The organism is Aequorivita viscosa (assembly GCF_900106795.1).
Taxonomy (GTDB): Bacteria; Bacteroidota; Bacteroidia; order Flavobacteriales; family Flavobacteriaceae; genus Aequorivita; species Aequorivita viscosa.
This window is the reverse complement of record NZ_FNNS01000023.1, coordinates 36,487-60,786: the sequence shown is the minus strand read 5'-3', so window position 1 is coordinate 60,786 and position 24,300 is coordinate 36,487. Positions and strand designations below refer to the sequence as shown.

22 protein-coding genes are annotated in these 24,300 nt (G+C 36.8%); 11 read left to right on the top strand and 11 right to left on the bottom strand.

Annotated features, from left to right (window positions below):
- The 3 genes from BLW28_RS12735 to BLW28_RS12725 all read left to right on the top strand — a co-directional run.
- On the top strand, window positions 1–1,059 hold a 1,059-nt coding region (locus BLW28_RS12735; RefSeq protein WP_143036880.1), incomplete at its 5' end, for a T9SS type B sorting domain-containing protein.
- A 16-nt stretch (window positions 1,060–1,075) separates the two neighbouring features.
- The gene (locus tag BLW28_RS12730; protein ID WP_073220880.1) at window positions 1,076–2,014 is read left to right on the top strand and encodes a PorP/SprF family type IX secretion system membrane protein; all 939 of its coding nucleotides are present in this window, start codon (window positions 1,076–1,078) and stop codon (window positions 2,012–2,014) included.
- 117 nt (window positions 2,015–2,131) lie between these two features.
- On the top strand, window positions 2,132–4,000 hold the full coding sequence (locus tag BLW28_RS12725; protein WP_073220877.1) for an OmpA family protein: 1,869 nt from the start codon (window positions 2,132–2,134) through the stop codon (window positions 3,998–4,000).
- Between the two features lie 61 nt (window positions 4,001–4,061).
- Here the strand turns inward: BLW28_RS12725 and BLW28_RS12720 are convergent, their stop codons facing one another.
- From BLW28_RS12720 to BLW28_RS12695, 6 genes are all read right to left on the bottom strand, one after another.
- On the bottom strand, window positions 4,062–4,631 hold the full coding sequence (locus BLW28_RS12720) for a DNA-3-methyladenine glycosylase I (RefSeq protein ID WP_073220874.1): 570 nt from the start codon (window positions 4,629–4,631) through the stop codon (window positions 4,062–4,064).
- 28 nt (window positions 4,632–4,659) lie between these two features.
- Window positions 4,660–5,382, bottom strand: a complete 723-nt coding sequence (locus tag BLW28_RS12715; RefSeq protein ID WP_073220872.1) for a hypothetical protein — start codon at window positions 5,380–5,382, stop codon at window positions 4,660–4,662.
- Window positions 5,383–5,453: 71 nt separating this feature from the next.
- Window positions 5,454–6,143 (bottom strand): tRNA pseudouridine(55) synthase TruB, encoded by a 690-nt coding sequence (gene truB, locus BLW28_RS12710; RefSeq protein ID WP_073220869.1) that lies wholly within the window; start codon window positions 6,141–6,143, stop codon window positions 5,454–5,456.
- Window positions 6,144–6,938, bottom strand: a complete 795-nt coding sequence (locus BLW28_RS12705; protein ID WP_073220866.1) for an undecaprenyl-diphosphate phosphatase — start codon at window positions 6,936–6,938, stop codon at window positions 6,144–6,146.
- Complete coding sequence (locus BLW28_RS12700) at window positions 6,938–7,207, bottom strand: DUF3098 domain-containing protein (protein ID WP_073220863.1); 270 nt, start codon at window positions 7,205–7,207, stop codon at window positions 6,938–6,940. The genes BLW28_RS12705 and BLW28_RS12700 overlap by 1 nt, the downstream gene beginning before the upstream one ends.
- Window positions 7,208–7,351: 144 nt before the next feature.
- Entirely contained in the window at window positions 7,352–8,230 is an 879-nt protein-coding gene (locus BLW28_RS12695) for a cell division protein FtsX (RefSeq protein ID WP_073220860.1), read from the bottom strand.
- Between the two features lie 142 nt (window positions 8,231–8,372).
- Between BLW28_RS12695 and BLW28_RS12690 the strand changes: the two genes are divergently transcribed.
- Window positions 8,373–11,429, top strand: coding sequence for a leucine--tRNA ligase (locus BLW28_RS12690; RefSeq protein ID WP_073220857.1), 3,057 nt, complete (start codon window positions 8,373–8,375; stop codon window positions 11,427–11,429).
- Window positions 11,430–11,549: 120 nt separating this feature from the next.
- On the top strand, window positions 11,550–12,245 hold the full coding sequence (locus tag BLW28_RS12685; protein ID WP_073220854.1) for a zinc metallopeptidase: 696 nt from the start codon (window positions 11,550–11,552) through the stop codon (window positions 12,243–12,245).
- A gap of 98 nt (window positions 12,246–12,343) precedes the next feature.
- Here BLW28_RS12685 and BLW28_RS12680 read toward each other — a convergent pair whose 3' ends face one another.
- Window positions 12,344–13,717 carry a saccharopine dehydrogenase family protein gene (locus tag BLW28_RS12680; protein WP_073220852.1) on the bottom strand — a complete coding sequence of 458 codons (1,374 nt, stop codon included), beginning with the start codon at window positions 13,715–13,717 and terminating at the stop codon, window positions 12,344–12,346.
- A gap of 69 nt (window positions 13,718–13,786) precedes the next feature.
- On the opposite strand from BLW28_RS12680, the gene BLW28_RS12675 reads away from it, so the two are divergent.
- The gene (locus BLW28_RS12675; protein WP_073220849.1) at window positions 13,787–14,185 is read left to right on the top strand and encodes a DUF423 domain-containing protein; all 399 of its coding nucleotides are present in this window, start codon (window positions 13,787–13,789) and stop codon (window positions 14,183–14,185) included.
- Window positions 14,186–14,256: 71 nt separating this feature from the next.
- The gene (pckA, locus tag BLW28_RS12670) at window positions 14,257–15,858 is read left to right on the top strand and encodes a phosphoenolpyruvate carboxykinase (ATP) (RefSeq protein ID WP_073220846.1); all 1,602 of its coding nucleotides are present in this window, start codon (window positions 14,257–14,259) and stop codon (window positions 15,856–15,858) included.
- A 72-nt stretch (window positions 15,859–15,930) separates the two neighbouring features.
- Here pckA and BLW28_RS12665 read toward each other — a convergent pair whose 3' ends face one another.
- Together BLW28_RS12665 and BLW28_RS12660 are read right to left on the bottom strand one after the other, a co-directional pair.
- Window positions 15,931–16,680: a uroporphyrinogen-III synthase gene (locus BLW28_RS12665; protein WP_073220843.1), complete on the bottom strand. Its 750-nt coding sequence runs from the start codon at window positions 16,678–16,680 to the stop codon at window positions 15,931–15,933.
- Window positions 16,681–16,695: 15 nt separating this feature from the next.
- The gene (locus BLW28_RS12660) at window positions 16,696–17,391 is read right to left on the bottom strand and encodes a DUF4271 domain-containing protein (protein WP_083540810.1); all 696 of its coding nucleotides are present in this window, start codon (window positions 17,389–17,391) and stop codon (window positions 16,696–16,698) included.
- 89 nt (window positions 17,392–17,480) lie between these two features.
- Here BLW28_RS12660 and BLW28_RS12655 point away from each other — a divergent pair, with 89 nt between their 5' ends.
- The 3 genes from BLW28_RS12655 (at window position 17,481) to BLW28_RS12645 (ending at window position 20,057) form a co-directional block, all read left to right on the top strand.
- Window positions 17,481–18,230, top strand: a complete 750-nt coding sequence (locus tag BLW28_RS12655) for a polyprenol monophosphomannose synthase (RefSeq protein WP_073220841.1) — start codon at window positions 17,481–17,483, stop codon at window positions 18,228–18,230.
- 91 nt (window positions 18,231–18,321) lie between these two features.
- Window positions 18,322–19,662 carry a dihydroorotase gene (locus tag BLW28_RS12650; protein WP_073220837.1) on the top strand — a complete coding sequence of 447 codons (1,341 nt, stop codon included), beginning with the start codon at window positions 18,322–18,324 and terminating at the stop codon, window positions 19,660–19,662.
- The gene (locus BLW28_RS12645) at window positions 19,662–20,057 is read left to right on the top strand and encodes a DUF4296 domain-containing protein (protein WP_073220834.1); all 396 of its coding nucleotides are present in this window, start codon (window positions 19,662–19,664) and stop codon (window positions 20,055–20,057) included. Before BLW28_RS12650 ends, BLW28_RS12645 begins: the two co-directional genes overlap by 1 nt.
- A 28-nt stretch (window positions 20,058–20,085) precedes the next feature.
- Here the strand turns inward: BLW28_RS12645 and BLW28_RS12640 are convergent, their stop codons facing one another.
- Window positions 20,086–21,096 carry an NAD-dependent epimerase/dehydratase family protein gene (locus BLW28_RS12640; protein ID WP_073220830.1) on the bottom strand — a complete coding sequence of 337 codons (1,011 nt, stop codon included), beginning with the start codon at window positions 21,094–21,096 and terminating at the stop codon, window positions 20,086–20,088.
- Window positions 21,097–21,289: 193 nt separating this feature from the next.
- On the opposite strand from BLW28_RS12640, the gene tyrS reads away from it, so the two are divergent.
- On the top strand, window positions 21,290–22,588 hold the full coding sequence (gene tyrS, locus BLW28_RS12635; RefSeq protein ID WP_073220828.1) for a tyrosine--tRNA ligase: 1,299 nt from the start codon (window positions 21,290–21,292) through the stop codon (window positions 22,586–22,588).
- A gap of 66 nt (window positions 22,589–22,654) precedes the next feature.
- Here tyrS and BLW28_RS12630 read toward each other — a convergent pair whose 3' ends face one another.
- Complete coding sequence (locus tag BLW28_RS12630; RefSeq protein WP_073220825.1) at window positions 22,655–24,241, bottom strand: 4Fe-4S binding protein; 1,587 nt, start codon at window positions 24,239–24,241, stop codon at window positions 22,655–22,657.
- Window positions 24,242–24,300 lie beyond the last annotated feature (59 nt).

Here is a 24,300-nt window from a genome sequence, read left to right as displayed (position 1 = left end):
GTGGATGTATGTGAAGGCGATAATTCCATAGATTTATTTACAATCCTTAATGGTTCGCCAGATGCAGGTGGAACTTGGAGTCCAGCGCTTTCAAGCGGTTCAGGTATTTTTGACCCAACCCTTGATGTACCTGGTATTTACGTTTATACAGTATCAGGAATATCCCCTTGCAGCGGTAGTGACAGTTCGAGCGTTTCAGTTTCTATATCATCTGCACCTGATGTTACGGGAGCTTTTATGACCGCAACGAACCCAATTTGTTTAAATTCTTCAAATACCATAGAAATTACGGGAGCAAACTTTCTATCTGATGGACTTTACACTCTAAGTTATCAACTAACGGGTGCAAATTCTTATGTAGATTCAATAGAAACTTCTTTTATAGATGGTAATTCAACATTTACGCTTCCAGTATTCCAATTGAGTAATGCAGGAATAACAACACTAACTATAACCGATCTTTTTATCATTGGAAATAATTGCGGTGCTAGTGTTGCTTCGATTACACCAGTTCAATTTTTGGTTGAAACAGCAGCTACACCACAAATCACTTCGGATGGAAGTATATTTTGTATTGCCGATAACCCAACTATTTCTGATTTAACTGCCAATATTATCGACCCAACATCGATAGTTTGGTATGATTCACCTTCAGGAGGAAATTCTTATCCTGAAACTGCAATGCTCGTAAATGGAGAAACATATTACGCGTCTACTACAACTATAAATGGATGCGACAGTGAAAATAGATTGGAAGTAACAGTTTCAATTATAGATTGTAATCCGCAAGTAATTATTCCTGACGGATTTTCTCCAAATGGTGATGGTATCAACGATACGTTTACAATAAAAAATCTTGCGGAGCAGTATCCCGACTTCACATTAGAAATTTATAATCGCTATGGTAATGTGTTATATAATGGTAATAAAAACAATTCGAATTGGGATGGTACTAATAAAACTGGTTCTCAAATGCCAGTAGGTGTTTATTTCTATATACTGAATTTTAACCAAGACGGGAAAGATTCAGTTCAAGGTAGAGTTTACCTAAGTAGGTAGATGAAATAGAATGATAATGATATATAAAAAAACAACATATATTATCCATTTACTCCTGCTCCTTGCGGGTGTGACTACATTAGCCCAACAAGACCCTCAATACACGCAGTATATGTACAATATGAGCGTTCTAAACCCTGGGTATGCTACAGATGATTCTGAAACAATAAATTTAGGATTGTTGTATCGCGCACAATGGGTGGGATCTGTTGGGGGGCCAACCACGGCGAGTTTTTTTGCTCATTCATCGATAACAAATAGGGTTGAAGGGGGTATCTCAATTGTACACGATGAAATTGGCGGTGTAGTAAAGGAAACGAAAGCTTTCGCAGATATAGCATATGTTCTTCCTGTAGGCGAAACACATAGATTGTCATTAGGAATAAAGGCAGGAGCAACATTTTTCAGCACCAATTTTAACGGATTTGTATATTCGGATCCACTTCCAGATCCTGCTTTTGCTTCTAACCTAAGCAAAACATTTCCAAACATTGGGGCAGGGGCTTTTTATTTCGGAAATCAATTTTATCTTGGTTTTTCTGCGCCAAATTTATTGCGAACAAAACATCTCGAAAAAGAAAGTGGCGTGGTTATGAATGGTGTTGAAGAAATACATATGTTTATGACGGGTGGCTATGTTTTTCAGGCGAATAGCAATTTAAAACTCAAACCCGCTTTTATGTCGAAGATGGTGTCTGGCGCACCATTATCATTAGACCTTACACTTAATGCCTTGCTTAACGATAACTTTGAATTAGGAGTAGGTTATCGATTCGACGACTCAGTGAGTGCTTTAGTAAACATACGCGTTGCTCCACCAATTAGAATTGGATACTCCTACGATTACACATTGAGTAATTTAGGGAAGTTTAATTCTGGTTCGCACGAAATCATGATTTTGTTTGATATAAATACATCGGAAAAAGGATACGATAAATCCCCGAGGTTCTTTTAAAAGATATAGAATGAAATGCCCACAAACATATAGTAAACGAACCGACAACGAATATTGGGGCATTCCCTGTCCGTCCTCCAGGCTGGCATCTTCCTATTTCTCAAATATTCTATACAGATGAAAAATTTATTTTTTCTTATTATAATAATTCTTACACCACTCACAATTTTGGCTCAAAGGCCGACAGTGAAAAGGGCTGATAAACTATTTGCTCAAAAGTCGTATGTGGAAGCAGCAAAGATGTACAAGGCACTAAAGTCTGATGCACATATTTTGCAAAATCTCGGAGATTCATATTATTATAATCACCAAATGGAATTGGCACGACCTCCGTACACCTTCTTATTTACAGAATACAAAGACAGTATAAAACCCGAAGTTTATTTCAGATTTGCACAAACATTATTGGCAATCAAAAATTATGAAAAAGCAGATGAAATAATGTCCGAATATTTAGGCTACGAAATTGATACACGAAAGTTTATTGAAAATTTAAACAATATTGTTCCTTACGTTTATGAGTTAAAACGAATGACTCCAACCAATTCAACTGGCGATTTTGGAATTTCGTTTTATGGTGAAAAGGTGGTTTTTTCATCACCTCGAAATGCCGAAAACCCTATCTATAAATGGAACGGGAAACCCTATCTAGATCTTTATGAAGCTTCAGTAGATTTAAATGAGCAGCTAATTGATATCACGCCTTTTTCTGAAGAAATTAATACTAAAACCCACGAAAGCAATGCAACCTTTTCTAAAGATGGAAAAACAATGTACTTCTCTAGAACTAACCACGAGCGAGTTAAAATTGGGGATGAAAAAATTGCTACTGTAAAAATTTTTAAGGCTGAGTTGGTAGATAGTGTATGGACAAATGTTGTTGAAACTTCTTTTTCGAGCGATACCTACTCCGTGCAACATCCATATTTAAATTCCGATAATTCTAAACTTTATTTTTCAAGTGATATGCCTGGTGGTTTCGGTTCATTTGATATTTACTCGGTCGATATAATTGGTGATGGATTTAGCGAACCAAAAAATCTTGGTGAAACAATTAACACTGCACATCGCGAGCAATTTCCTTTTGTCGATGATAACGAAACGCTTTATTTTGCTTCAGATGGTCATCAGGGAATGGGAGGCTTGGATATTTTTATGAGCCAGCTTCGGAATCAAGGCTTCGTCAAACCATTAAATTTGGGTGAAACTATTAATTCTGAAGCAGACGATTTTGGTTTTGTGTATAGCGAGATATTAGAAAAAGGCTATTTGGCGTCCAATAGAGAGGGCGCGGATAATCTGTATGCTTTTAAACGAATGGATAATGAAAGACGTTTTATAGTAGAAGGAGACGTGCGCGATAAACATACTAAAAAACTGCTCCCAGGTACCACTGTTACTTTGTTTGATGAGAATGATATATTAGTTGGCGAAATGGTTGTGGGCTTAAACGCAGAATATGTTTTCAACACAAAACCGAATACAAAATATAAAATTGAAGGCCATAGAGCTCTTTACATACCAACGATTGAAGAGTTTTACACCGATGATGACGGAAGACTCGTATTTAGTATTGAACTGGAAATAGAATCGTATGACGATGCCGAAAGTATTGTTGTAACCAAAGATGATGGGTATACCTATATTGAATTAGAAAATATTTATTTCGATCTAAATCAATGGGACATAAAACCACAAGCAGCCAGAACCCTTGATGTTTTAGTAGATTTGTTAAACAAATACCCTCGGATGGAAATTCAATTAGGAGCACACACAGATTCTCGGGCTTCGGAAGAATATAACTTGCGACTTTCAAACAGAAGGGCAAATGCAACTCTTGAGTATCTTGTTGAAAACGGAATTGACAGAAACCGACTTAAATCAAAAGGATTTGGTGAAACTAAACCGTTGGTAGCTTGTGGCGGAAATTGCTCAGAAGCAGAGCACTCTATAAATAGACGCTGTGAGTTCTTAATTTTGAAGTAGAAGTTAGTTTATAGAAGAATTGATTTTTTGCTGTAATTAATAACAAATAGAGGTCGTTTTATTAAACTTGGTTGTAACGAAAACAGCTTTTAATATGATCGTTTACTAGTCCTGTGGCTTGCATATAAGCAAGCATAGTTGTACTTCCTACAAATTTGAATCCTCGTTTCTTTAAATCTTTGCTCAATGCATCACTTTCTTTAGTAGTTACAGGAGCTTCTTGATGAGTTTTCCAAATACCTTTAATTGGCTTATGGTCGACGAACTTCCAAATGTATTGGGAAAAACTTCCAAATTCTTTTTGGATTTCCATAAAGGCAATTGCGTTTGAAATTGCCGAATTAACCTTTAATTTATTGCGAATAATTCCTTCGTTTTGAAGTAATGAATCAATTTTAGTTTGATCGTATTCTGCGATTTTTTTATAATCAAAATCGTCAAAAGCTACTCTAAAATTTTCTCTTTTCCGAAGAATAGTTATCCAGCTTAAACCCGCCTGAAAAGTTTCTAAAATTAAAAATTCGAAAAATATAGCGTCATCTGTTACAGGAACACCCCATTCCTCATCGTGATATTTTACATAAAGTGGATCGTTCCCGCACCACTCACAACGTATCTTTTCTGAATTCATATTTCACTTATTGCTGGTTACTAAAAAATCACTTCTGTCCAGGAAAATTAAAAGTAATAGAGCCCAATTGCTCCTTACGCGATGCATCGCTAGAAAATGTAGCTTCAAGGGCGTACTCGATTGCTGCATCAATCAAACACTCGTTAGAAGTTGTAGAAGCTGCTTTATTATACGTTGCTTTTGTTATATTCCCCAGATCGTTTACTTCAATATTTATCACAACTCTGCCCGAACCAAAACAGGTGTAAACAGGATTGGGAAGGTTTAAGTCTTGTCTTCCAACCAAGCGATAGCTTATGGTCGTGTTTTTATTACCACCTTCCACAATTGCTTGTTGTTGTTTTTCACTTTCGCTATTAGAGAAATCTTGCGTTTTCTTAAATTCAGCTTTGGCAATAGCCGCATTTCCGTCACTTTCATAATCGAGTTTGGAATTTTCCATAGCTTCATTCATTTCCTTTAGCTTTCCTTCAGTTGTTTCTGTGAGTTGTCGGTTTTCGTTTTCAATAGAAGAAATAAACTTCTCCGCTTCATTATATGCCTTGTTGGTCTCTATCTCTGCCCTTTCAGATGTGGCCGATGCAACGTCTTTTTCCTCCATTAATTCCTTAGGAGCAATGATCATATCGTAGGTTTCTTCTTCGTATGCATCGGGTGCTTTTGAAAGCTTGATGCTAACCAGAAACAGCACTAAAATACCCGTTAACAAAGAAGTTATTAGAAAAGATCTGTATGAATAATTGAAATTCATGAATGCAAGTACTGAATTTTTATGCAAAATTCCACAAAAACCTGCGAAATCTAGGTGGCCTTAGCGATACTTTAACTTGTAAGAGAATCTTCAAACTCGCTGATTCCCAAAGCTTTTTCTACAGAAAACTCACCAATTTTGGTTCTGCGTAGTGCCGAAAGGTGTGCGCCATTGTTTAAAGCTTTTCCGAAATCATTTGCCAATGAACGAATATAAGTACCCTTGCTACAAACAACTCTAAAATCTACCTTTGGTAGGTCAATCTTGGTTATTTCAAACTCTGAAATTGTCACACTTCTGGTTGGAATTGCTACTTCTTCACCATTTCTAGCGTATTCATAGAGTCGTTTTCCTTCTTTTTTTAAAGCCGAAAAGACAGGAGGTTGTTGTTGTATTTCACCAAGAAACTGTTTTGTAGCCGCGTGTATTTTTTCTGAAGTAAGTTCGGAGGTTTCAAAAGTTTGGTCAATTTCAGTTTCTAAATCGTAGCTAGGGGTTGTTGCTCCCAACGTAAAAGTTCCTGTATATTCCTTTTCTTGGGCTTGATAGGTTTCTATCTGTTTGGTGAATTTTCCGCTACAAATAATTAAAAGTCCGGTCGCCAACGGATCGAGTGTTCCTGCATGACCTACTTTAATTTTTTTAATATTAAACTGTTTTCTAATAAGCCACCGCACCTTGTTAACAGCTTGAAACGATGTCCATTCAAGCGGTTTGTCAATTAGAATTACTTGACCTTCTTTGTAGTCTTCTCCTGTCATTTATATGTAAAAGCTGGCTACTATTGCAATAACACCAACTATTACACAGTAGATTGAAAAATATCGAAGTTTGCTCTTTTTTACAAGGGAAATCATCCAAGTACAAGCAATAAGTCCGCTAATAAATGCAGCAATAAATCCAACGCCCATAATTCCTAAATTAGCGCTTTCTGTAGTAATATCGCCACTAAGAATATCTTTAGCTATTTTTCCAAAAATTAGGGGTACAACCATTAAAAATGAAAATCTGGCTGCTCTCGTTTTGTCATTTCCTAAGAGTACAGAAGTTGAAATTGTAGCGCCACTTCGCGAAATACCTGGCAGCATAGCAATGGCCTGTGCTACACCTATTATTATTGAATCCTTAATAGTTACAGGTTTTCCAGTGTTTTTTGACCGATCCGCCAACCATAATAACAGAGCTGTTATTATTAGCATAGCACCGACAAAAGCAATACTTCCTCCGAAAAACGATTCTAATTCTTTTTCAAAAAATAAACCGATTAGTACAGCTGGAATCATTGAAAGGACAATTTTTAAAGAAAACTGTGTTTCTTCATTCCATTCAAATTTAAAGATTCCACTAATAATTTGAATGATGTCTTTTCTGAAAACTACAATTGTACTCAAGGCGGTGGCGAAGTGGAGAATTACAGTAAATAATAAGCTTTCCTCCGGTAATGAAGTGTCTCCTAAAATCACTTTTCCAATTTCAAGATGACCGCTAGAGGAAACTGGTAAAAATTCAGTAAAACCCTGAACAACCCCAAGGATGATGGCGTCTAGATAATCCACTAATTTTCTTTTTTAGAATCAGGATTCAACAATATAGCATACACTTCAATTGCAAACCCAATGAGCACTAGGGCGGGAGCTAATCGAATGCGTCGCCAACTGTAAATTTCTGGGTTAAAAACGTTGGGGTCATCACTACCACCTCCGGCCATTAAAATGAAGCCTAAGGCGATAACCGCAATACCAATGAGCATAAACTTGTAGTTCTTGCGATGAAAAATAAATTCTTGCATTCCCACTTCTTCTTCTCTTCGTTTTTTTTCTCCCATTATTGAATGATTTCAGGTTAAATGTTTCAGGTTTCAAGTTTATCGATTGTCACATAATTAATCTCGCAATCATTTCAAATGTGATCTTTATTTTTTTAAATTTCAGTTTTATAATCTTCATTTCCCCTTTGGGGGTTAAGGGGACTAATAATACAAATCGTCTGTGCGTAAATTCAAAAATCGTTGGGTAGCTATAAATGTGCTAATCCAGGTTATAATTACACCCATTAAAAGAATGAAAGCAAAAAGCCCTCCCAGCAATAGTGGGTCTCTCAATATTTGTAATTGCGGAAAGCTTTTGTTAAAATAATAAAGCACAAGCCCCATTCCTATCATTGCTACTATTGCACCTAAAATTCCTAATCTTACGCTTTTCCAAACAAAAGGTCGGCGTATAAAAGTCTTGGTAGCACCCACCATTTGCATGGTTTTAATGGTAAATCGTTTTGAGTAAATGGAAAGTCGAATGCTACTATTTATTAATAAAACAGCTATAAAAGTAAAAATTCCACTTATGACTAATATCCAAAAACTAATGCGACTAACGTTTTCGGTAAGTTGAGCAATCAGCGGTTTGTCGTAAATTACATCGTCTACAAAAGCCTTGCTTTTCAGTTCATTAGTAATCTCTTCCATTTTTCCAGGCGTAACAAAATCTGCCAAAATATAAACATCGATACTATTCTGTAATGGGTTTTCGCCTAGGTACTCTATAAAATTTTCTCCTAGAGTCTCTTGGTGGGCTTTAGCTGCTTCTTCCTTAGAAACAAATGCTGCACTTTTGGTATATTCTGCAAGGGCAAGACTTTGTTTAAGTTGAGTGATTTCTACTTCTTTAGCCGAATCTTTTAGAAAAACCGTAATAGCGATTTGTTCTTTAAAATAATCAGCCACTTTTTTCGAATTCAAAACCAAGAGTCCTAATAGCCCCAACAAGAAAAGCACCAGCGATATACTGATGACAACTGAAAAATACGACGATATTAAACGACGCTTTTGATATTTTTCAAAATTGGAACTCATACGTTTTTTAAATTTGGAGGTAAAAATACAAGTAATTTTGTATCCTACGCTAAACAACGTTTAAAGTTTTGTCTTTAGTACAATAGACGTAAATTTGCGCCTGTCTAACAATTATAGTAGTAGACATTTAATAAAAAGAGAAATGAGCAAATATCACTTCAACGAAATAGAAGCCAAATGGCAAAAATATTGGGCCGAAAACCAGACGTTCAAAGCTGAAAACCCTACCCTGAGCGGAGTCGAAGGAGATAACGAAAAGCCGAAATATTACGTATTAGACATGTTTCCTTATCCTTCAGGCGCTGGTCTGCACGTCGGGCATCCACTAGGTTACATTGCTAGTGATATCTATGCGCGCTTCAAACGCCATCAAGGTTTCAACGTCCTTCACCCAATGGGGTATGATTCATTTGGGCTTCCTGCCGAACAATACGCTATTAAAACAGGGCAACATCCTGCGGAAACCACAGAGGAAAACATTGCGCGCTATCGTGAACAACTCGACAAAATTGGTTTTTCCTTCGATTGGAGCCGTGAAGTGAGAACGAGTAATCCAGAATATTACAAGTGGACGCAATGGATTTTTCTACAACTTTTTGAAAGTTGGTATGATATTGATAAGGACAAAGCAAGAGCTATTGATGAATTACGTAGTATTTTTTCTGCGGAAGGAAATGTGAAAATCAATGCCGTTTGTGATGAAAATACTGTGAAGTTTACAGCTTCAGAATGGTTGAGTTTTTCTGACATTGAAAAACAAGAGATACTTTTAAAATATAGATTGACATATTTGGCCGAAACCGAAGTGAACTGGTGTCCAGAATTAGGAACCGTTTTGGCAAATGACGAAATAGTAAACGGTGTTTCTGAACGGGGTGGTTTCCCTGTAGTTCGTAAAAAAATGAAACAGTGGAGTATGCGTATTACTGCCTACGCACAACGTTTGCTCGACGGATTAGACAAACTAGATTGGCCACAACCTTTAAAGGATTCTCAAACTAACTGGATTGGAAGAAGCAAAGGGGCCTCTGTTGAGTTTAAAGTCAAGAATTCAGAATTCAAAATTCCTGTTTTTACAACGCGCCCGGACACTATTTTTGGTGTGAGCTTTATGGTTCTAGCGCCAGAACACGAATTGGTTTCAAAAATCACTACTGCTGAACAGAAAGAAGAAATTAAGAATTACATCGAAAAAACGGCAAAACGAAGTGAACGCGACCGAATGGCCGATGTTAAAACCATTTCAGGAGCGTTTACAGGAGCTTATGTTGAACATCCTTTTACTGGAGAAGCGCTGCCTATTTGGATTGGCGATTACGTATTAGCAAGTTACGGAACTGGCGCAGTAATGAGTGTACCTTGTGGTGACCAACGGGATTATGATTTCGCGAAGCACTTCAATATTCCTATTCCAAATATTTTTAAAGATGTAGATATTTCTGAAGAAGCATATTCTGAAAAAGAAAATACAGTAATTACGAATAGTGATTTCTTAAACAACCTGACGTATTCTCAAGCCACCGATAAAATTATCGCAGTTTTGGAAGAAAAAGGTATAGGAAAAGGCAAGGTAAATTATCGTTTGCACGATGCTGTTTTCAGTCGTCAGCGTTATTGGGGCGAACCATTCCCGATTTATTATAAAGACGGAATGCCACAAGCCATCCCTACCGAACATTTACCATTGCGACTTCCGGATGTAGAAAAATACCTGCCTACAGAAACCGGAGAGCCACCGTTAGGACGTGCCGACATTTGGAGTTGGGATACTGAAAAATGCGCTGTTGTTGGCAATAAATTGGCAGATAACAAAACCGTATTTCCACTTGAGTTAAATACCATGCCAGGTTGGGCAGGAAGTAGCTGGTATTTTTTCCGATATATGGAAGAGAAAAACCGCGATACGGTTTTTGCTTCAAAAGATGCAATGAATTATTGGAAGGACGTGGATTTATATATTGGGGGTAGTGAGCACGCTACCGGACACCTGCTTTACGCACGTTTTTGGGTGAAATTCATGCACGACCGTGGGTTGGTACCTGTTGAAGAGCCGATAAAAAAATTGATTAATCAAGGGATGATTCTGGGCGAAAGTGCATTCGCTTATAGGGTGTACCTCGACAATGATCAAGTGGAAGAAATTCTTGTAAAGAATCAGAAAAATTATTCTTCAGAAGAAAAAGAAGACCTTAATGTATTACTCGATACAATCAAGAGTTTGTTTATCTCTCATAAAATTTATAAAAGTGATTCTCCAAAAGATATTGTTATAGCACACGTAAAGAGAAAAGTGACGTTTAAGAGTGATATACTAGACAAATTGAGATTAAAAATTGTTCCTGTTCACGTTGATGTAAACTTTGTAACCGTTTCAAATGAATTGGAGGTTTTTAAATTATACCAAAGTCTCGAGTCCAAAAAAGAATTTGAAAAAGCAGTTTTAATTGGTGAAAATGGTCTGGAAATAACTAGGGATAATAATGAAAAATACATTGTAGGTCGCGAAGTTGAAAAAATGTCCAAATCGAAATATAACGTTGTAAATCCCGATGAAATTTGTCAGAAATATGGCGCCGATACATTACGAATGTACGAAATGTTCCTTGGGCCGCTAGAACAAGCTAAACCCTGGAATACTGCGGGTATAACGGGTGTTCACGGTTTCCTTAAAAAACTTTGGAAATTATATCATTCCGGACCCGACGATAGTTTTTATGTTTCCGAAGAAGAAGCATCTAAAGACGGTTTAAAAACACTTCATAAAACAATTAAAAAAGTACAAGAAGATATTGAAGCGTTTAGTTTTAATACTTCGGTTTCTACTTTTATGATTGCGGTGAATGAACTGACTTCGCAAAAATGTACTTCCAGAGAAATATTGGAGCCTTTAATAGTCCTTATAGCACCCTATGCTCCTCATATTGCCGAGGAATTATGGGAAAATTTAGGGAACAAAGAAAGTGTATCTACAGCACCGTATCCAAAATTTGAGGAAAAGTATTTGGTAGAAAGTAATAAGGAATATCCAATTTCCTTTAACGGAAAAATGCGTTTCACACTAGAATTACCACTAGATTTGACTAAGGATGAAATAGAATCTGCCGTAATGTCACATGCGAAGACAGCCCAATATTTAGAAGGCCGTACACCTAAAAAGATTATTGTTGTGCCAGGGAAAATTGTAAATATTGTAGGTTAAAAATTTTGCACGTTATTTGCAATATAATTTGCGCTTTAAACGTCTGTATCAAACCGCCAATTGGACTGATAGAGGTAAAAAGAGCACAATTAAAAATAAATAAAAAAGAAACTATAAAATATGTTAGGATATTATTTAATTGCAGGAATTATCTTTTTGGTGAGTTGGTATGTAAGCCACAAGCTAAAATCTAAGTTTAAGGAATACAGCAAAATCCATCTTCAAAATGGAATGAGCGGGAAGGAAATTGCTGAAAAAATGCTGGCTGATAACGGAATCTACGATGTAAAGGTTATTTCTGTGCCAGGCCAATTAACAGACCATTACAATCCAGCAGATAAAACAGTAAACTTGAGTGAAGCGGTATATATGCAACGAAATGCTGCCGCGGCTGCCGTTGCGGCACACGAATGCGGACACGCTGTGCAACACGCTACAGCTTATAGTTGGTTGAAACTTCGATCTACTATTGTTCCAGCGGTAAGTGTTTCTAGTAAGTTGTCAAACTTTGTAATAATGGCGGGTATAATTCTTTTTGCTACAGGATCGGCTTTTGGAACTTGGATTTTTGGAATCGGTATATTGCTTTTTGCAATAACTACTGCCTTTGCATTTATTACCCTTCCAGTAGAATTTGATGCTAGTAAGCGCGCTTTGGTATGGTTAGAAAGTGAAAATATGGTAACACCACAAGAGCACGAAGGGGCAAAAGATGCCTTGAAATGGGCAGCTAGAACTTATGTCGTGGCAGCATTAGGCTCTCTGGCTACTTTGCTGTACTTTATCTCAATTTTCTTGGGAAGAGGGAATGATTAATGTACCATTTACGATATTTTAAAAAAGGTTCGCAATTTTGCGAACCTTTTTTATTTTTACCGACAACCGACAACCGACAACCGATAACCAGCTGCAAATTATCCCAAATGAAGATTCTCTGGGTTATATCCTAAATACGTAACCTCTTCTTCTGTAAAAATTACTCCGTTTTCTTTCAATTCTTCTAAAATTGGTTCGTATACTTCTTTAGCAATTGGAAGTTGTACGCCAGGGGTTGTAATTTCTCCATTTAGGATTTTTAAAGCCGCTATGGCCACGGGAAGTCCTACTGTTTTGGCCATTGCAGTATGGGTTTGGTCTTCACCAATCAACGCCATTTGACTGTCGATTTGGTGTTTTTTTCCGTCCAACTCATACCCAAATTTATGATACATTACTATCATATCCTTGTCTTCAGGAGCTAATGTCCATTTGTCTTCTAATATTTTTTGAAGTGCCATGGCTGGAGTAGCATTTTTGATTCCGATGGTTTTTTTGTTGTTGAATATATCCAACTCTTCCAGTTTTTCCCACATTAAATCATCTTGGTCAATTTTTAGAGCATACCGAAGTTTTAACTCTACTGAATCTGTGGGCGAATACGCTAAAAATAAGTTTACAAATTCGCGATAGCTAAGATTTTCAGAATCTGGAATAGTATAGGTGTCATCAGTCATTCCTAATTGCACAAACATATTCCAAGCTTTGCTGAAGCCTACACGTCTAATAGTACCGCGATACAACGTAAGTGCATTCTCTAAGCCATAAACCGATTGGTATTTTAAAGAATTTCTGTTGGCTAAAACCTCAAACTTCCCGTACCCTTCGATATTGATAAATTCGGTTCTTCTAAAAAGTCTGTGGTACGGAATGTATTTAAACTTTCCTTCCTGGATAAATTCAGCTGCTCCGCCTTGACCGGCCAAAACCACGTTTCTTGGATTCCAAGTGAATTTATAATTCCATAAATTATTATCACTTTCAGGAGCGATTAATCCGCCGCAAAATGATTCAAATAAAAGCATTTTCCCTCCTTTTGCCCGAATGCGGTCTATAACTTGCATAGCGCTCATATGGTCTACGCCTGGATCTAATCCAATTTCGTTCATCATTACCAGTCCCTTTCTTACTGCATCGTTATTAAGGGATTCCATTTCCTTGCTAATATATGAAGCAGTTACCATATGTTTTTCAAATTCAATACAGTCTTTTGCAACTTCAAAATGAAAACGTGCTGGCAACATAGAGATTACCAAATCACTGCTTTTTACAGCCTCTTTTCGTTGTGCTTCATTAAAAACATCTAGTTGTATTCCACGAGCGTTACTATGGTTTTTTGTAAATTTTTGAGCAGCTTCTTCAGAAATATCACCAATGGTAATAAACAGATTTTCTTGCCGACTTTTTTCCAATAGGTATCGAATTAAACTTGTTGCTGATCGACCTGCGCCTATTATTAATATGTTTCTCATGTAGGGGTTTTTCGTTAACTTTGAAGATAATTTTAAGATTGGCGAATTTACTAATTATACATTGTTTTAATGAAGGTTTTTGATAGAAATATAGTAGCAACGGGAGTCTTTACCATGGCGTTTACCATTGCAATTGGGGCTTTTGGGGCACATGGGTTAAAGCAATTAGTCGATGGAGCAGCTTTGGATACTTTTGAAGTAGGAGTGCGATATCAAATGTATCACGCTTTGGCAATTTTAATACTCGGTTTTGCACCCTGGATTTCGTCAAGGTTAAAAAAAACAATCTTTTTGTTATTTATAGTAGGAATTTTATTCTTTTCGGGGTCAATATATTTACTTTCTTTAAACTCAGTTTTGCCATTTAATGCTGCAAAAATTGGGTTTATTACCCCAATAGGAGGGGTGCTTTTTATCGTTGGATGGCTCTATTGGGGCTTTGGGATGATAAAATCAAGAAAAGAATAATTGTCTTTTTTAAACTCTTGAATCTGTTTTAGATTTCTTATTTTTGTGATCTACAAAATCTAAATAAGGAAATGGTGGATAATAATCAGACTACAAAAACGGTTTCATTAAAAGAGTATGGAATCGAAAACGTAAAGGTACAGTACCAACTTTCTTCACAAGAACTACACGACAAAACAATTGAATTAGGACAGGGAGTAGAAGCCGCTAACGGTGCTGTTGCCGTAAATACTGGTGAATTTACCGGAAGAAGTCCGAAGGATAGATTTATCGTTAGGGACAGTATTACTGAAGATAAAGTGTGGTGGGGAAATATTAATATTCCTTTTTCTCCCGAAAAATTTGATGCGCTTTACGACAAGGTTGCGAAATATATTTCTGGAAAAGAGGTTTTTGTGCGCGACAGTTATGCGTGTGCTGACAGAACCCGCGGATTGAATATTAGAGTGGTTACAGAAACCCCTTGGGCAAATATGTTTGCTCATAATATGTTTCTTCGCCCAACAGAAGAAGAATTAAAAGATTTTGACCCAGAGTGGTTAATTCTTAATGTTCCTAGCTTTATGGCAGATCCGGAAATAGACGGTACACGCCAACATAACTTTGCTATTTTAAACTTTTCCCGAAAAATCGTTCTTATTGGTGGAACTGGATATACAGGCGAAATTAAAAAAGGTATATTCTCGGCACTTAACTTTATAATGCCAGTAGATAAAAACACCCTGCCAATGCACTGTTCGGCAAATGTGGGAGATAACGGTGAAACGGCTATTTTCTTTGGCCTTTCAGGAACAGGTAAAACAACACTTTCTGCAGATCCTGACCGTAAGTTAATAGGAGACGACGAACACGGTTGGACTTCCGAAAACAGTGTTTTTAATTTTGAAGGTGGTTGTTATGCGAAAGTAATTAACCTTTCTCAAGAACACGAACCAGATATTTACAATGCAATAAAACGAGGAGCTATACTCGAAAATGTTGTGTTAGATAAAAATGGAGATGTCGATTTTGCCGACACTTCAATAACACAAAACACAAGAGTTAGTTATCCAATTTACCATATAAATAACATTCAAGAACCATCAGTTGGTCATAATCCAAAGAATATATTCTTTCTAACAGCAGACGCTTTTGGTGTATTGCCTCCAATTTCTAAACTAACCCCAGGCCAAGCAGCATATCATTTTATAAGTGGATATACAGCTAAAGTTGCAGGTACTGAAGAAGGAGTAAACGAACCAACTCCAAACTTCTCAGCTTGTTTTGGTGCTCCGTTTATGCCACTTCACCCCACTAAGTATGCAGAGATGCTCAGCAAAAAAATGAAAGATGCTGGAGTAAATGTATGGTTGGTGAACACTGGATGGACAGGTGGTCCTTATGGTGTAGGAAGCAGAATGAAGCTTAAATACACCCGCGCTATGATTGCAGCTGCGCTTGAAGGAGGATTGAAGGATGTTGAGTTTGAAAAGCATCCTATATTCAACCTAATGATGCCTAAATCTTGTCCTAATGTGCCTTCTGAGGTGTTGAACCCTAGAGAAACTTGGGCAGATAAGGATAAATATGATGCGAAGGCAAAAGCATTGGCAAAATCCTTTAAAGAGAATTTTTCTAAATACGAATCTTACGCAAACGACGAAATACTTTCTGGAGCTCCTATTTCAGAATAATTTCGATTATAATAACAAAAAAGGCTCGCTGAATAAATTTAGCGAGCCTTTTTTGTTACTAATAAAATAAAATTACTTCTTGTTATTCACCTCCTTGATGTATTTCTCCAAAGCCATTGTCATGGACGGAGTTTCAGGAGTGGGTGCTTGAATATCAACTCTAAGCCCCATTTCTGTTGCAGCTTTTACAGTAGTGTTTCCGAATACGGCAATACGTGTTTTGTTTTGTTTAAAGTCTGGGAAATTTTCAAACAATGATTCAATTCCGCTTGGGCTAAAAAACACCAAAACATCGTAGTAAACATCACGTAATCCAGAAAGGTCACTAATTACTGTTTTGTAAAAGGTAGCTTCTTTCCAATCCACCTTAAGCTCATTCAGAATAATAGGTATATCTGCTTTGAGTTTGTCAGAAGAAGGAAGTAAAAACTTCTCGCTTTTGTACTTTTTAATAAGCGGCACTAATTCAGGAAAAGTTCTTTTTCCCACATAGATTTTTCTTTTCCTGTAAACTACATACTTTTGAAGATAGTAAGCAACCGCTTCACTCAAGCAAAAGTACTTCATACTGTCTGGAACCTTAAAGCGTAACTCCTCTGTAATCCTAAAAAAATGATCTACAGAATTTCTGCTGGTTAAGATAATAGCTGTGTATTGTGCCAAGTCAATCTTTTGAGAACGGACATCTTTTCCAGACATCCCTTCTACGTGAATGAATGGCACGAAATCAATCTTAACTTTTTGTTTTTCTATTAGATCGAAATAGGGAGAATTTTCGACTTTAGGTTCTGGCTGGGAAACCAAAATGGTTTTCACTTTCATATTTATTCCAGATTTTTAGATACTAACCTCTGTAAAGAACACTTTATAAAGGATAATATACGGTGATATTTCAAGTGCGCAAAGATACACAATAAAATGAAAGAAATTAGAGACAACCAAATTTCCGTTTTTTTTATAGCTGGAAATTAGCGCAATTGTATTAAACAGTAGGATCGTGAGCGCAAAAATGAGTAATGAAAACGATGTTCCGGGATAGAAATAAAGAAAAAATAGATTTCCTAAAAATATTAAAAGCGCTAAAAAATTCCGATGACTTAGTTTTTGATGCAGATATTGATCTATAATAGCATCCATTGAAAAAATATTAGCAACTATTTTCTCTATCGAAAGTTTAATGAGGACAAAAGTTGCATACCCTGTAGCTATTTGAACAAATAACCAAGGGTTTTCCTGTGCTTCTGTAGGGTTGAAAGCTTCAAAAAGAAGATAGATAAAAATAGATACGCATACCACCTGAACTACAAATAAAATCATGCTAAAAGGGTGATAAATAGCGTCATCTTTTCCATAAACGCTCAAATACTTATTGCTTAATGGCATTAGCACAAATTCATCAAAGCGTTTTGGGTAGAAGTATTTGGCCACAGCGAGAAGTAGAAAACAACCGACCAATAGGTAAGTAGCCCAATCATTGGTTTCTATTATTCTTTCAGTGTAGTCCAAGGAATCAATTTTGGGGTAAAGGTACATCAAATTAATATTTTCTTTTCTTACTCAAATTGGATTTTCATTTACACTTAATTCCTCAGAAATAGGTACATTTGCGCAAAAATGGGAGTATGTCCAAGGCGGTGGTAGTTGTACCGACTTACAATGAAATTGAAAATATAGAACGTTTGTTGCGCACTGTTTTTTCTTTGCAACGCGAGTTCCACATTTTGGTTGTTGATGATAACTCTCCCGATGGCACAGGACAATGTGTAGAAGAAAACATAAAAAATTACCCCAACAGACTTTTCGTGATTCATAGAGAGGGAAAAACAGGGCTCGGTACAGCATATATTGCTGGTTTTAAATGGGCTTTGCAGCATGGATACGATTATGTTTTTGAAATGGACGCCGATTTCTCGCACAATCCAAACGATTTAATCCGACTATTTAATGCCTGCTACAAAGATGATTATGACATGGCTATTGGGTCGAGATACGTTAAAGGAGTAAACGTAGTTAATTGGCCAATGAGCAGGGTTTTAATGTCGTGGCTGGCTTCAAAATACGTTCAATTTGTAATGCGGATTGATATTTTTGATACAACCGCTGGATTTATTTGTTACAAAAGAAAAGTGCTCGAAAAAATAAATTTGGATAACATTCGTTTCGTGGGATACGCTTTTCAAATTGAAATGAAGTTTAAAGCTCATTTAAGTAATTTTAAAATAAAGGAAGTTCCAGTAATTTTTAGGGACAGAACACAAGGAGAATCTAAAATGAGTTCAGGGATTATTTCCGAAGCTATTTTTGGGGTACTCATTTTAAAGTTTAAAAGCATATTCCGTAAACGAAAATTCAACAGAACATCGTTTCATTGAATTTGAATAAAAGTTCAGATTAATAAATTTTACACCAAACCTTTATATCGAATTTAGGTTATTCCAACCAATAAAATAAAATAACAGCCTGATGAAATCAGTTTTGATCAAGAATGCAAAAATTGTCAATGAAGGACAAATAATTAAAGGTGATGTACTTATAGAAGGAGATCGGATTGCAGAAATTTCTAGCACCATTAGTATGAAATCTGCCGACACAAAGATTATTGATGCAGATGAATGCTATTTGTTACCAGGAATGATAGACGATCAGGTTCACTTTAGAGAGCCAGGACTTACTCATAAGGCAACTATTGAAACGGAATCAAAAGCTGCGGTCGCCGGCGGTATAACCTCGTTTATCGAAATGCCCAATACCAACCCGCAGGCTACAACTATAGAATTGTTGGAAGAAAAATTTGAAATTGCAGCAAAAACCTCTTGGGCAAACTATTCCTTTATGTTTGGAGGTACAAATGATAATCTTGATGAAATTTTAAAGGTGGATCCTAAAAAAGTAGCTGGATTGAAGTTGTTTTTAGGCTCCTCTACCGGAAATATGCTTGTTGACGATCCAAAAACATTAGAGAATATTTTCAGCAAAACGAAGTTGTTAATTTCGGCTCATTGTGAAGACGAAGCAACCATTAAAACAAATCTAGCAGCACACCAAGCTCAATATGGCGATGATATCCCAATGGAGTGTCACCCTATTATCCGAAGCGAGGAAGCTTGTTATATATCATCATCTAGTGCAATTAAATTAGCTGAAAAAACCGGGGCTCGACTTCACGTTTTTCACGTTTCAACAGAAAAGGAAACACATCTTTTCTCAAATAAGAAACCGCTTGCAGAAAAGAAGATTACTGCCGAAGTATGTATTCATCATCTTTGGTTTTCGGATGAAGATTATAAAACGAAAGGGTCTAAAATTAAATGGAATCCTGCGGTTAAAACAAAAAACGATAGAGATGGATTGCTTAAGGCTTTATTGGATGATCGAATAGACGTTATTGCCACAGATCACGCTCCCCATACGTTAGAAGAAAAAACAAATAATTATAGTAATGCTCCTTCAGGTGGTCCATTGGTACAACACGCATTGGTTGCACTTCTGGAAATGCATCATAAAGGAAAGATTTCTCTAGAAAAAATAGTTGAAAAAACCGCTCATAATCCAGCTATTCTATTTCAAATAAAAGATAGGGGATTTATTAGAGAAGGGTATAAAGCCGATTTAGTTTTGGTCGATTTGAATTCGCCGCGAACAGTAAAAAAAGAAAATATTTTATATAAATGTGGTTGGTCACCTTTTGAAGGCATAACATTCAAATCACGCGTTACCCATACGTTAATTAACGGAACAGTGGTTTATGAAAACTCAAAATTCCCAAACAAGGGCAAAGCAGAAAGACTAACATTTAATAGATAATGAAGTACTGGTTAATTTTGATATTTGCTATAGGTCTCGGGGCTTGCCAGAATGTGCAAAAACCCGAAAAGCCAAAAAATCTTATTGCAAAAGATAAGATGATTGACGTTTTAACCGAAGCATATCTTACTAACGCTGCACGGAGTATAAACAACAATTCCATTCTGGAGGAGGGGATTAAAATGGATTCTTTGCTGTATTCAAAATTTGGAATTGATAGCCTTCAGTTTGCGAAAAGTAATGCTTACTACGCTGCCGATGTAAATATGTATATAGATATTTTTAAGGAGGTTGAAACAAGGCTCGACAATAAAGTGAAACACTTAGATAGTATCCGTAACGCCGGAATTAAACTAAACGACAGCATTCCAAATAGAGCTGTAGATGAAAAGTAGAAATTAGGCGCGATACTAAAACGACTTCCTAATTCGACGGTTTTTTGCTCGCATTGAAAATTCGTTTTAACGTTACTTCTACAGGAGTAAATTTAAAATCCAATTGTTCTTTTATTTTAGAAGAATCATAAATAGAATTAGAAAACATAGACCGTACGGTGGCTTTTACTAATCTTCTTTTTGTTCTAAAAATTTTACTTGAAAGCCAATCCAGAAAGCTGAAAAATAACATTGCTGTTTTCGACAACTTCTTTGTTGGTGGCTTTTTATCATATAAAAGAGCAAATTTGGTGAGTATTTCGTGATATGATACGTTTTTGCCTACAAGAATATATCTTTCATTTTTAATTGAAGATTCCATTAGCGCAACCATCGCTTTTACCACATCTTGAACGTCTACTACGCCCATACCACCAGTAGGATAATATGAAACGCCTCGGGCTCCAAGCTTGGCTATAATTCCGCTTCCTTCGGCATTGGGGGATATTCCAAAAATAATTCCAGGATTTACAATTACCGCGTCCAATCCTTCTTGTGTACCTCGCCATATTTCCATTTCCGCCCCGTATTTCGTGATAGCGTAAACATTGTTTTTTTTGTCAGGGTTCCAGAAAGTTTCTTCACTAATCAGTTGTCCCTTTGGAACACTCCCCAAAGTAGCAACAGAACTAACGTAACATATTTTTTCAACTTTTTTGGCTAAGCAGAGGTTTACAACATTCGCCGTGCCCTCAACATTAATCTTTTTTAATGTTTTATAATTTGAAGGATCAAAATTAATAAACGCGGCACAGTGATAAACTTGTGTAACATTTTCAAAAGCTACTGTTAAGTCGGGAATGTTCGTGATGTCGGCTTCAACCCATTCAATTTTATCGTATAAAGCGTCAATATTAGTAGTATAACACTTAAAAACCGTTTTTACCGCTTCAATATCGCTATTTGCCCTATGAATGGCGCGCACTTGCTTGTTTTCTTTTAAAAGAGAATACAGCAAATGTGAGCCAACTATACCAGTTCCGCCAGTAACTAAAATCATACGACGAAAATACTGCTTTTTGGTAGATGAAATAAATATTGTTCCTATTGAAATTGCTCAGATATTATAAAAACCCAAATAATTACTAAAGTCTGTCAAATCTGAAAGCATCCGTCCTAATTCTTAATTTAGAACATTATCTTTGCACCCTCATAATTTAAAGCCAGCATGGCTAAAGTAAAATAACAATAAAATGAAGCTGAAAAATTTCGTTGAAGAATTAAAATGGCGAGGCATGATTCACGATGTAATGCCCGAAACAGAGGAACACCTAATGGAGCGTATGCGTTCTGCATATGTTGGGTTCGATCCAACTGCTGATTCGTTGCACATAGGCAATTTAGTGCCTATAATGTTATTGTCATTTTATCAACGCTGCGGACATAAACCAGTTGCATTAGTTGGGGGCGCTACGGGAATGATCGGGGATCCTTCAATGAAAAATAGTGAGCGTAATTTACTTGACGAGGAAACATTGAGAAAAAATCAAGAAGGCGTTCGGAATCAGCTTTCTCAATTCCTGGATTTTTCATCCAATATAGAGAACCCTGCAGTATTGGTAAATAATTACGATTGGATGAAGGAGTTTTCTTTCCTCGATTTTATTCGAAATGTTGGGAAGCACATTACTGTCAACTATATGATGGCAAAGGACTCTGTAAAAACCCGATTGAGTGGCGAAAGTGCCGATGGGCTTTCCTTTACTGAATTTACCTACCAATTAATTCAAGGGTACGATTTTGTTCATTTATACAGAAGTCTAGATTGTAGTCTTCAAATGGGCGGAAGCGACCAATGGGGGAACATCACCACGGGAACTGAACTGATTAGAAGGATGGAAGGTGGAAAAGGATACGCACTTACCTGTCCACTAATTACAAAAAGTGATGGCAGCAAATTTGGAAAGAGCGAAGGCGGTAATATTTGGCTAGATGCCAATAAAACCTCCCCTTACAAATTTTACCAATACTGGTTGAACAGTAGTGATGAAGATGCCGAAAAATACATTAAAATCTTTACTTTTTTAGATCAAGAAACGATAGAACAATTAATTTCCGAACACAGGGAAGCGCCACATCAACGCTTGCTTCAAAGGCGATTGGCAGCAGAAGTAACAACAACTGTTCATAACGAAGCAGAATTGGAAAAAGCAGAAAAAGCTTCACAAATTTTGTTTGGTAATTCTACCTCAGAAGATTTAAAAACGCTAGACGAAAAAACTTTTCTGGATGTTTTTGATGGTGTGCCACAAGCAGAAATTTCAAAAGAAGAAATAGTAAACGGACTCGATATTATAGGTGCTTTAGCAGAAAAGACCGGCTTTTTGAAATCTAATGGCGAAGCACGAAGAGCTTTAAAGGAAAACTCAATTTCAGTAAATAAAGAGAAGGTTTCAGACGATTTTCAAATCTCTGAAAACGATTTAATAAATGGACAATTTGTACTTCTTCAAAGAGGAAAACGAAACTACTTCATTATTTCCGTAAAATAATAAAAGTTTTAGTAGGCGTTAGTTGGTAATAACCACGGGTAAAATCTTTCACGATTTTATTCGTGGTTATTTGTTTACATATTGCATTAAATCAACATCATTTCCCAACAATACTTCATTGGGATTAATGCGGTTTTCCAAAGGACCATTCTCAAGCTTTAAAACCCCTCGTGGACAAACAGCAGAGCATATTCCACAACCCACGCAACTTGCACGAACAATGTTCTCTCCTTTTTGGGCATACGCGCGAACGTCGATTCCCATTTCGCAATGCGTGGAGCAATTACCACAACTGATGCACTGTCCTCCATTTGTGGTTATCCTGAATTTTGAAAACAGTCGTTGCTGAATCCCCAATATTGCCGCCATCGGGCAACCAAATCGGCACCAAACTCTATTTCCGAAGATTGGGTAAAATCCTACTCCTATAACCCCACTAAATACAGCTCCAATTAAAAAGCCATACGAAGACCGCAATGTCTCGGCATCAAAGAGAAATAGTTTGTTTCCAGTGCTGTAGTGTAGCGTGATAAGCGCAATAATAATAACGAAATATCCCACAGCGCCAATCTTGGCATCTGTCTTTAATTCTTCTCGCTTATAAATCCAAATCCATAGAAAAATAGCGGTGAGCAATACTGTCACACTTATTAAAAAAGTGTTTTTCGTAAACCAATACTTTGAAGTGTCGTCACCTAAATAACTATAAATAACTGCTGTAGTCATTACGACCACAAACACCAAAACACTGTGAACCACCCAGCGTTCTATTTTCCAAGCCACAACCCGTTTGTCACTTAAATGTCTAAACGGATCTCCAGCAGTTTCGGCTAAGCCTCCACATCCACAAACCCAGCTGCAATACCATCGCTTGCCGTATTTATACGTTAGAATGGGAGTTATTATCAAAATGGAAGCAACTCCAAATATCAATAAACCAACTCCTATGTTGCCAGCGGAAATAAACGCATCAACTCTGTATTGTTCAAAATTATAATGGTTGAGCGGCCAAATGTTTTTAAGATCGTAATACGGAAGGGAAAAGGTTTCGCTATTTAAACGCGACATTAATTCCGGAATTAAAAATGCGAATCCAAGTTGGAAAAACATAACAGAAAAAGTCCGAAGCCTTTGATATCTACTGTGGCGATATTTCATTAGGAATTTTATTCCAAAAGCCAAAATCGCCAAGGTATAAAGCGTTCCATAAACAAACCATTGGCTAGCGGGATTCCCGCTAATAAATTGACTTAAAGGGTCAAAAAGAGCGACCAGTCCCGTGTTATTACCATTTCCGGACAAGCCTAAATATTGTGGAAACCAATATAGGAGCACGTAAAAAAGGGTAAGTCCAATTCCTAGAATCCAAGCCCAAAATCCTTTCGAGGTGAGCGATTTAAAGTAGATGCCATCGTTTTTAATTCCTTCGTGCTTATTGGCGTATGCAGCAATGGAAAACCAGATAGTCCCTGCCGCAATAGCGGTCAATGAAGCGGTAAGCCACAAACTTTTATTTGGAAAGTCTACATTAAAAATAGCCAATACCAATATTGTTAACCCCAACAACCCAATAGCAGATGCTATTTTCTGCTGTGTATTAATCGTCTTTGGCGGCTCCCCAGTAAGGGACATGTTTCTTTGTACTGTACTCATTTTTGTTGGTTTTTAGACCTAAATTTCCTAGTAAGACCTCACAGGTCTTCGAGACCTGT

Excerpts from the sequence above, each read along its gene's own strand:
- tyrS (WP_073220828.1), top strand. The coding sequence starts at position 21,290 with ATGAAGCTGAAAAATTTCGTTGAAGAATTAAAATGGCGAGGCATGATT.
- BLW28_RS12695 (WP_073220860.1), bottom strand. The coding sequence starts at position 8,230 with ATGAGTTCCAATTTTGAAAAATATCAAAAGCGTCGTTTAATATCGTCG.
- BLW28_RS12665 (WP_073220843.1), bottom strand. The coding sequence starts at position 16,680 with ATGAAAGTGAAAACCATTTTGGTTTCCCAGCCAGAACCTAAAGTCGAA.
- BLW28_RS12660 (WP_083540810.1), bottom strand. The coding sequence starts at position 17,391 with ATGTACCTTTACCCCAAAATTGATTCCTTGGACTACACTGAAAGAATA.
- BLW28_RS12630 (WP_073220825.1), bottom strand. The coding sequence starts at position 24,241 with ATGAGTACAGTACAAAGAAACATGTCCCTTACTGGGGAGCCGCCAAAG.
- BLW28_RS12685 (WP_073220854.1), top strand. The coding sequence starts at position 11,550 with ATGTTAGGATATTATTTAATTGCAGGAATTATCTTTTTGGTGAGTTGG.
- BLW28_RS12675 (WP_073220849.1), top strand. The coding sequence starts at position 13,787 with ATGAAGGTTTTTGATAGAAATATAGTAGCAACGGGAGTCTTTACCATG.
- BLW28_RS12690 (WP_073220857.1), top strand. The coding sequence starts at position 8,373 with ATGAGCAAATATCACTTCAACGAAATAGAAGCCAAATGGCAAAAATAT.
- BLW28_RS12700 (WP_073220863.1), bottom strand. The coding sequence starts at position 7,207 with ATGGGAGAAAAAAAACGAAGAGAAGAAGAAGTGGGAATGCAAGAATTT.
- BLW28_RS12650 (WP_073220837.1), top strand. The coding sequence starts at position 18,322 with ATGAAATCAGTTTTGATCAAGAATGCAAAAATTGTCAATGAAGGACAA.
- BLW28_RS12730 (WP_073220880.1), top strand. The coding sequence starts at position 1,076 with ATGATATATAAAAAAACAACATATATTATCCATTTACTCCTGCTCCTT.
- BLW28_RS12725 (WP_073220877.1), top strand. The coding sequence starts at position 2,132 with ATGAAAAATTTATTTTTTCTTATTATAATAATTCTTACACCACTCACA.
- BLW28_RS12720 (WP_073220874.1), bottom strand. The coding sequence starts at position 4,631 with ATGAATTCAGAAAAGATACGTTGTGAGTGGTGCGGGAACGATCCACTT.
- BLW28_RS12680 (WP_073220852.1), bottom strand. The coding sequence starts at position 13,717 with ATGAGAAACATATTAATAATAGGCGCAGGTCGATCAGCAACAAGTTTA.
- BLW28_RS12645 (WP_073220834.1), top strand. The coding sequence starts at position 19,662 with ATGAAGTACTGGTTAATTTTGATATTTGCTATAGGTCTCGGGGCTTGC.
- BLW28_RS12715 (WP_073220872.1), bottom strand. The coding sequence starts at position 5,382 with ATGAATTTCAATTATTCATACAGATCTTTTCTAATAACTTCTTTGTTA.
- truB (WP_073220869.1), bottom strand. The coding sequence starts at position 6,143 with ATGACAGGAGAAGACTACAAAGAAGGTCAAGTAATTCTAATTGACAAA.
- BLW28_RS12655 (WP_073220841.1), top strand. The coding sequence starts at position 17,481 with ATGTCCAAGGCGGTGGTAGTTGTACCGACTTACAATGAAATTGAAAAT.
- pckA (WP_073220846.1), top strand. The coding sequence starts at position 14,257 with ATGGTGGATAATAATCAGACTACAAAAACGGTTTCATTAAAAGAGTAT.
- BLW28_RS12640 (WP_073220830.1), bottom strand. The coding sequence starts at position 21,096 with ATGATTTTAGTTACTGGCGGAACTGGTATAGTTGGCTCACATTTGCTG.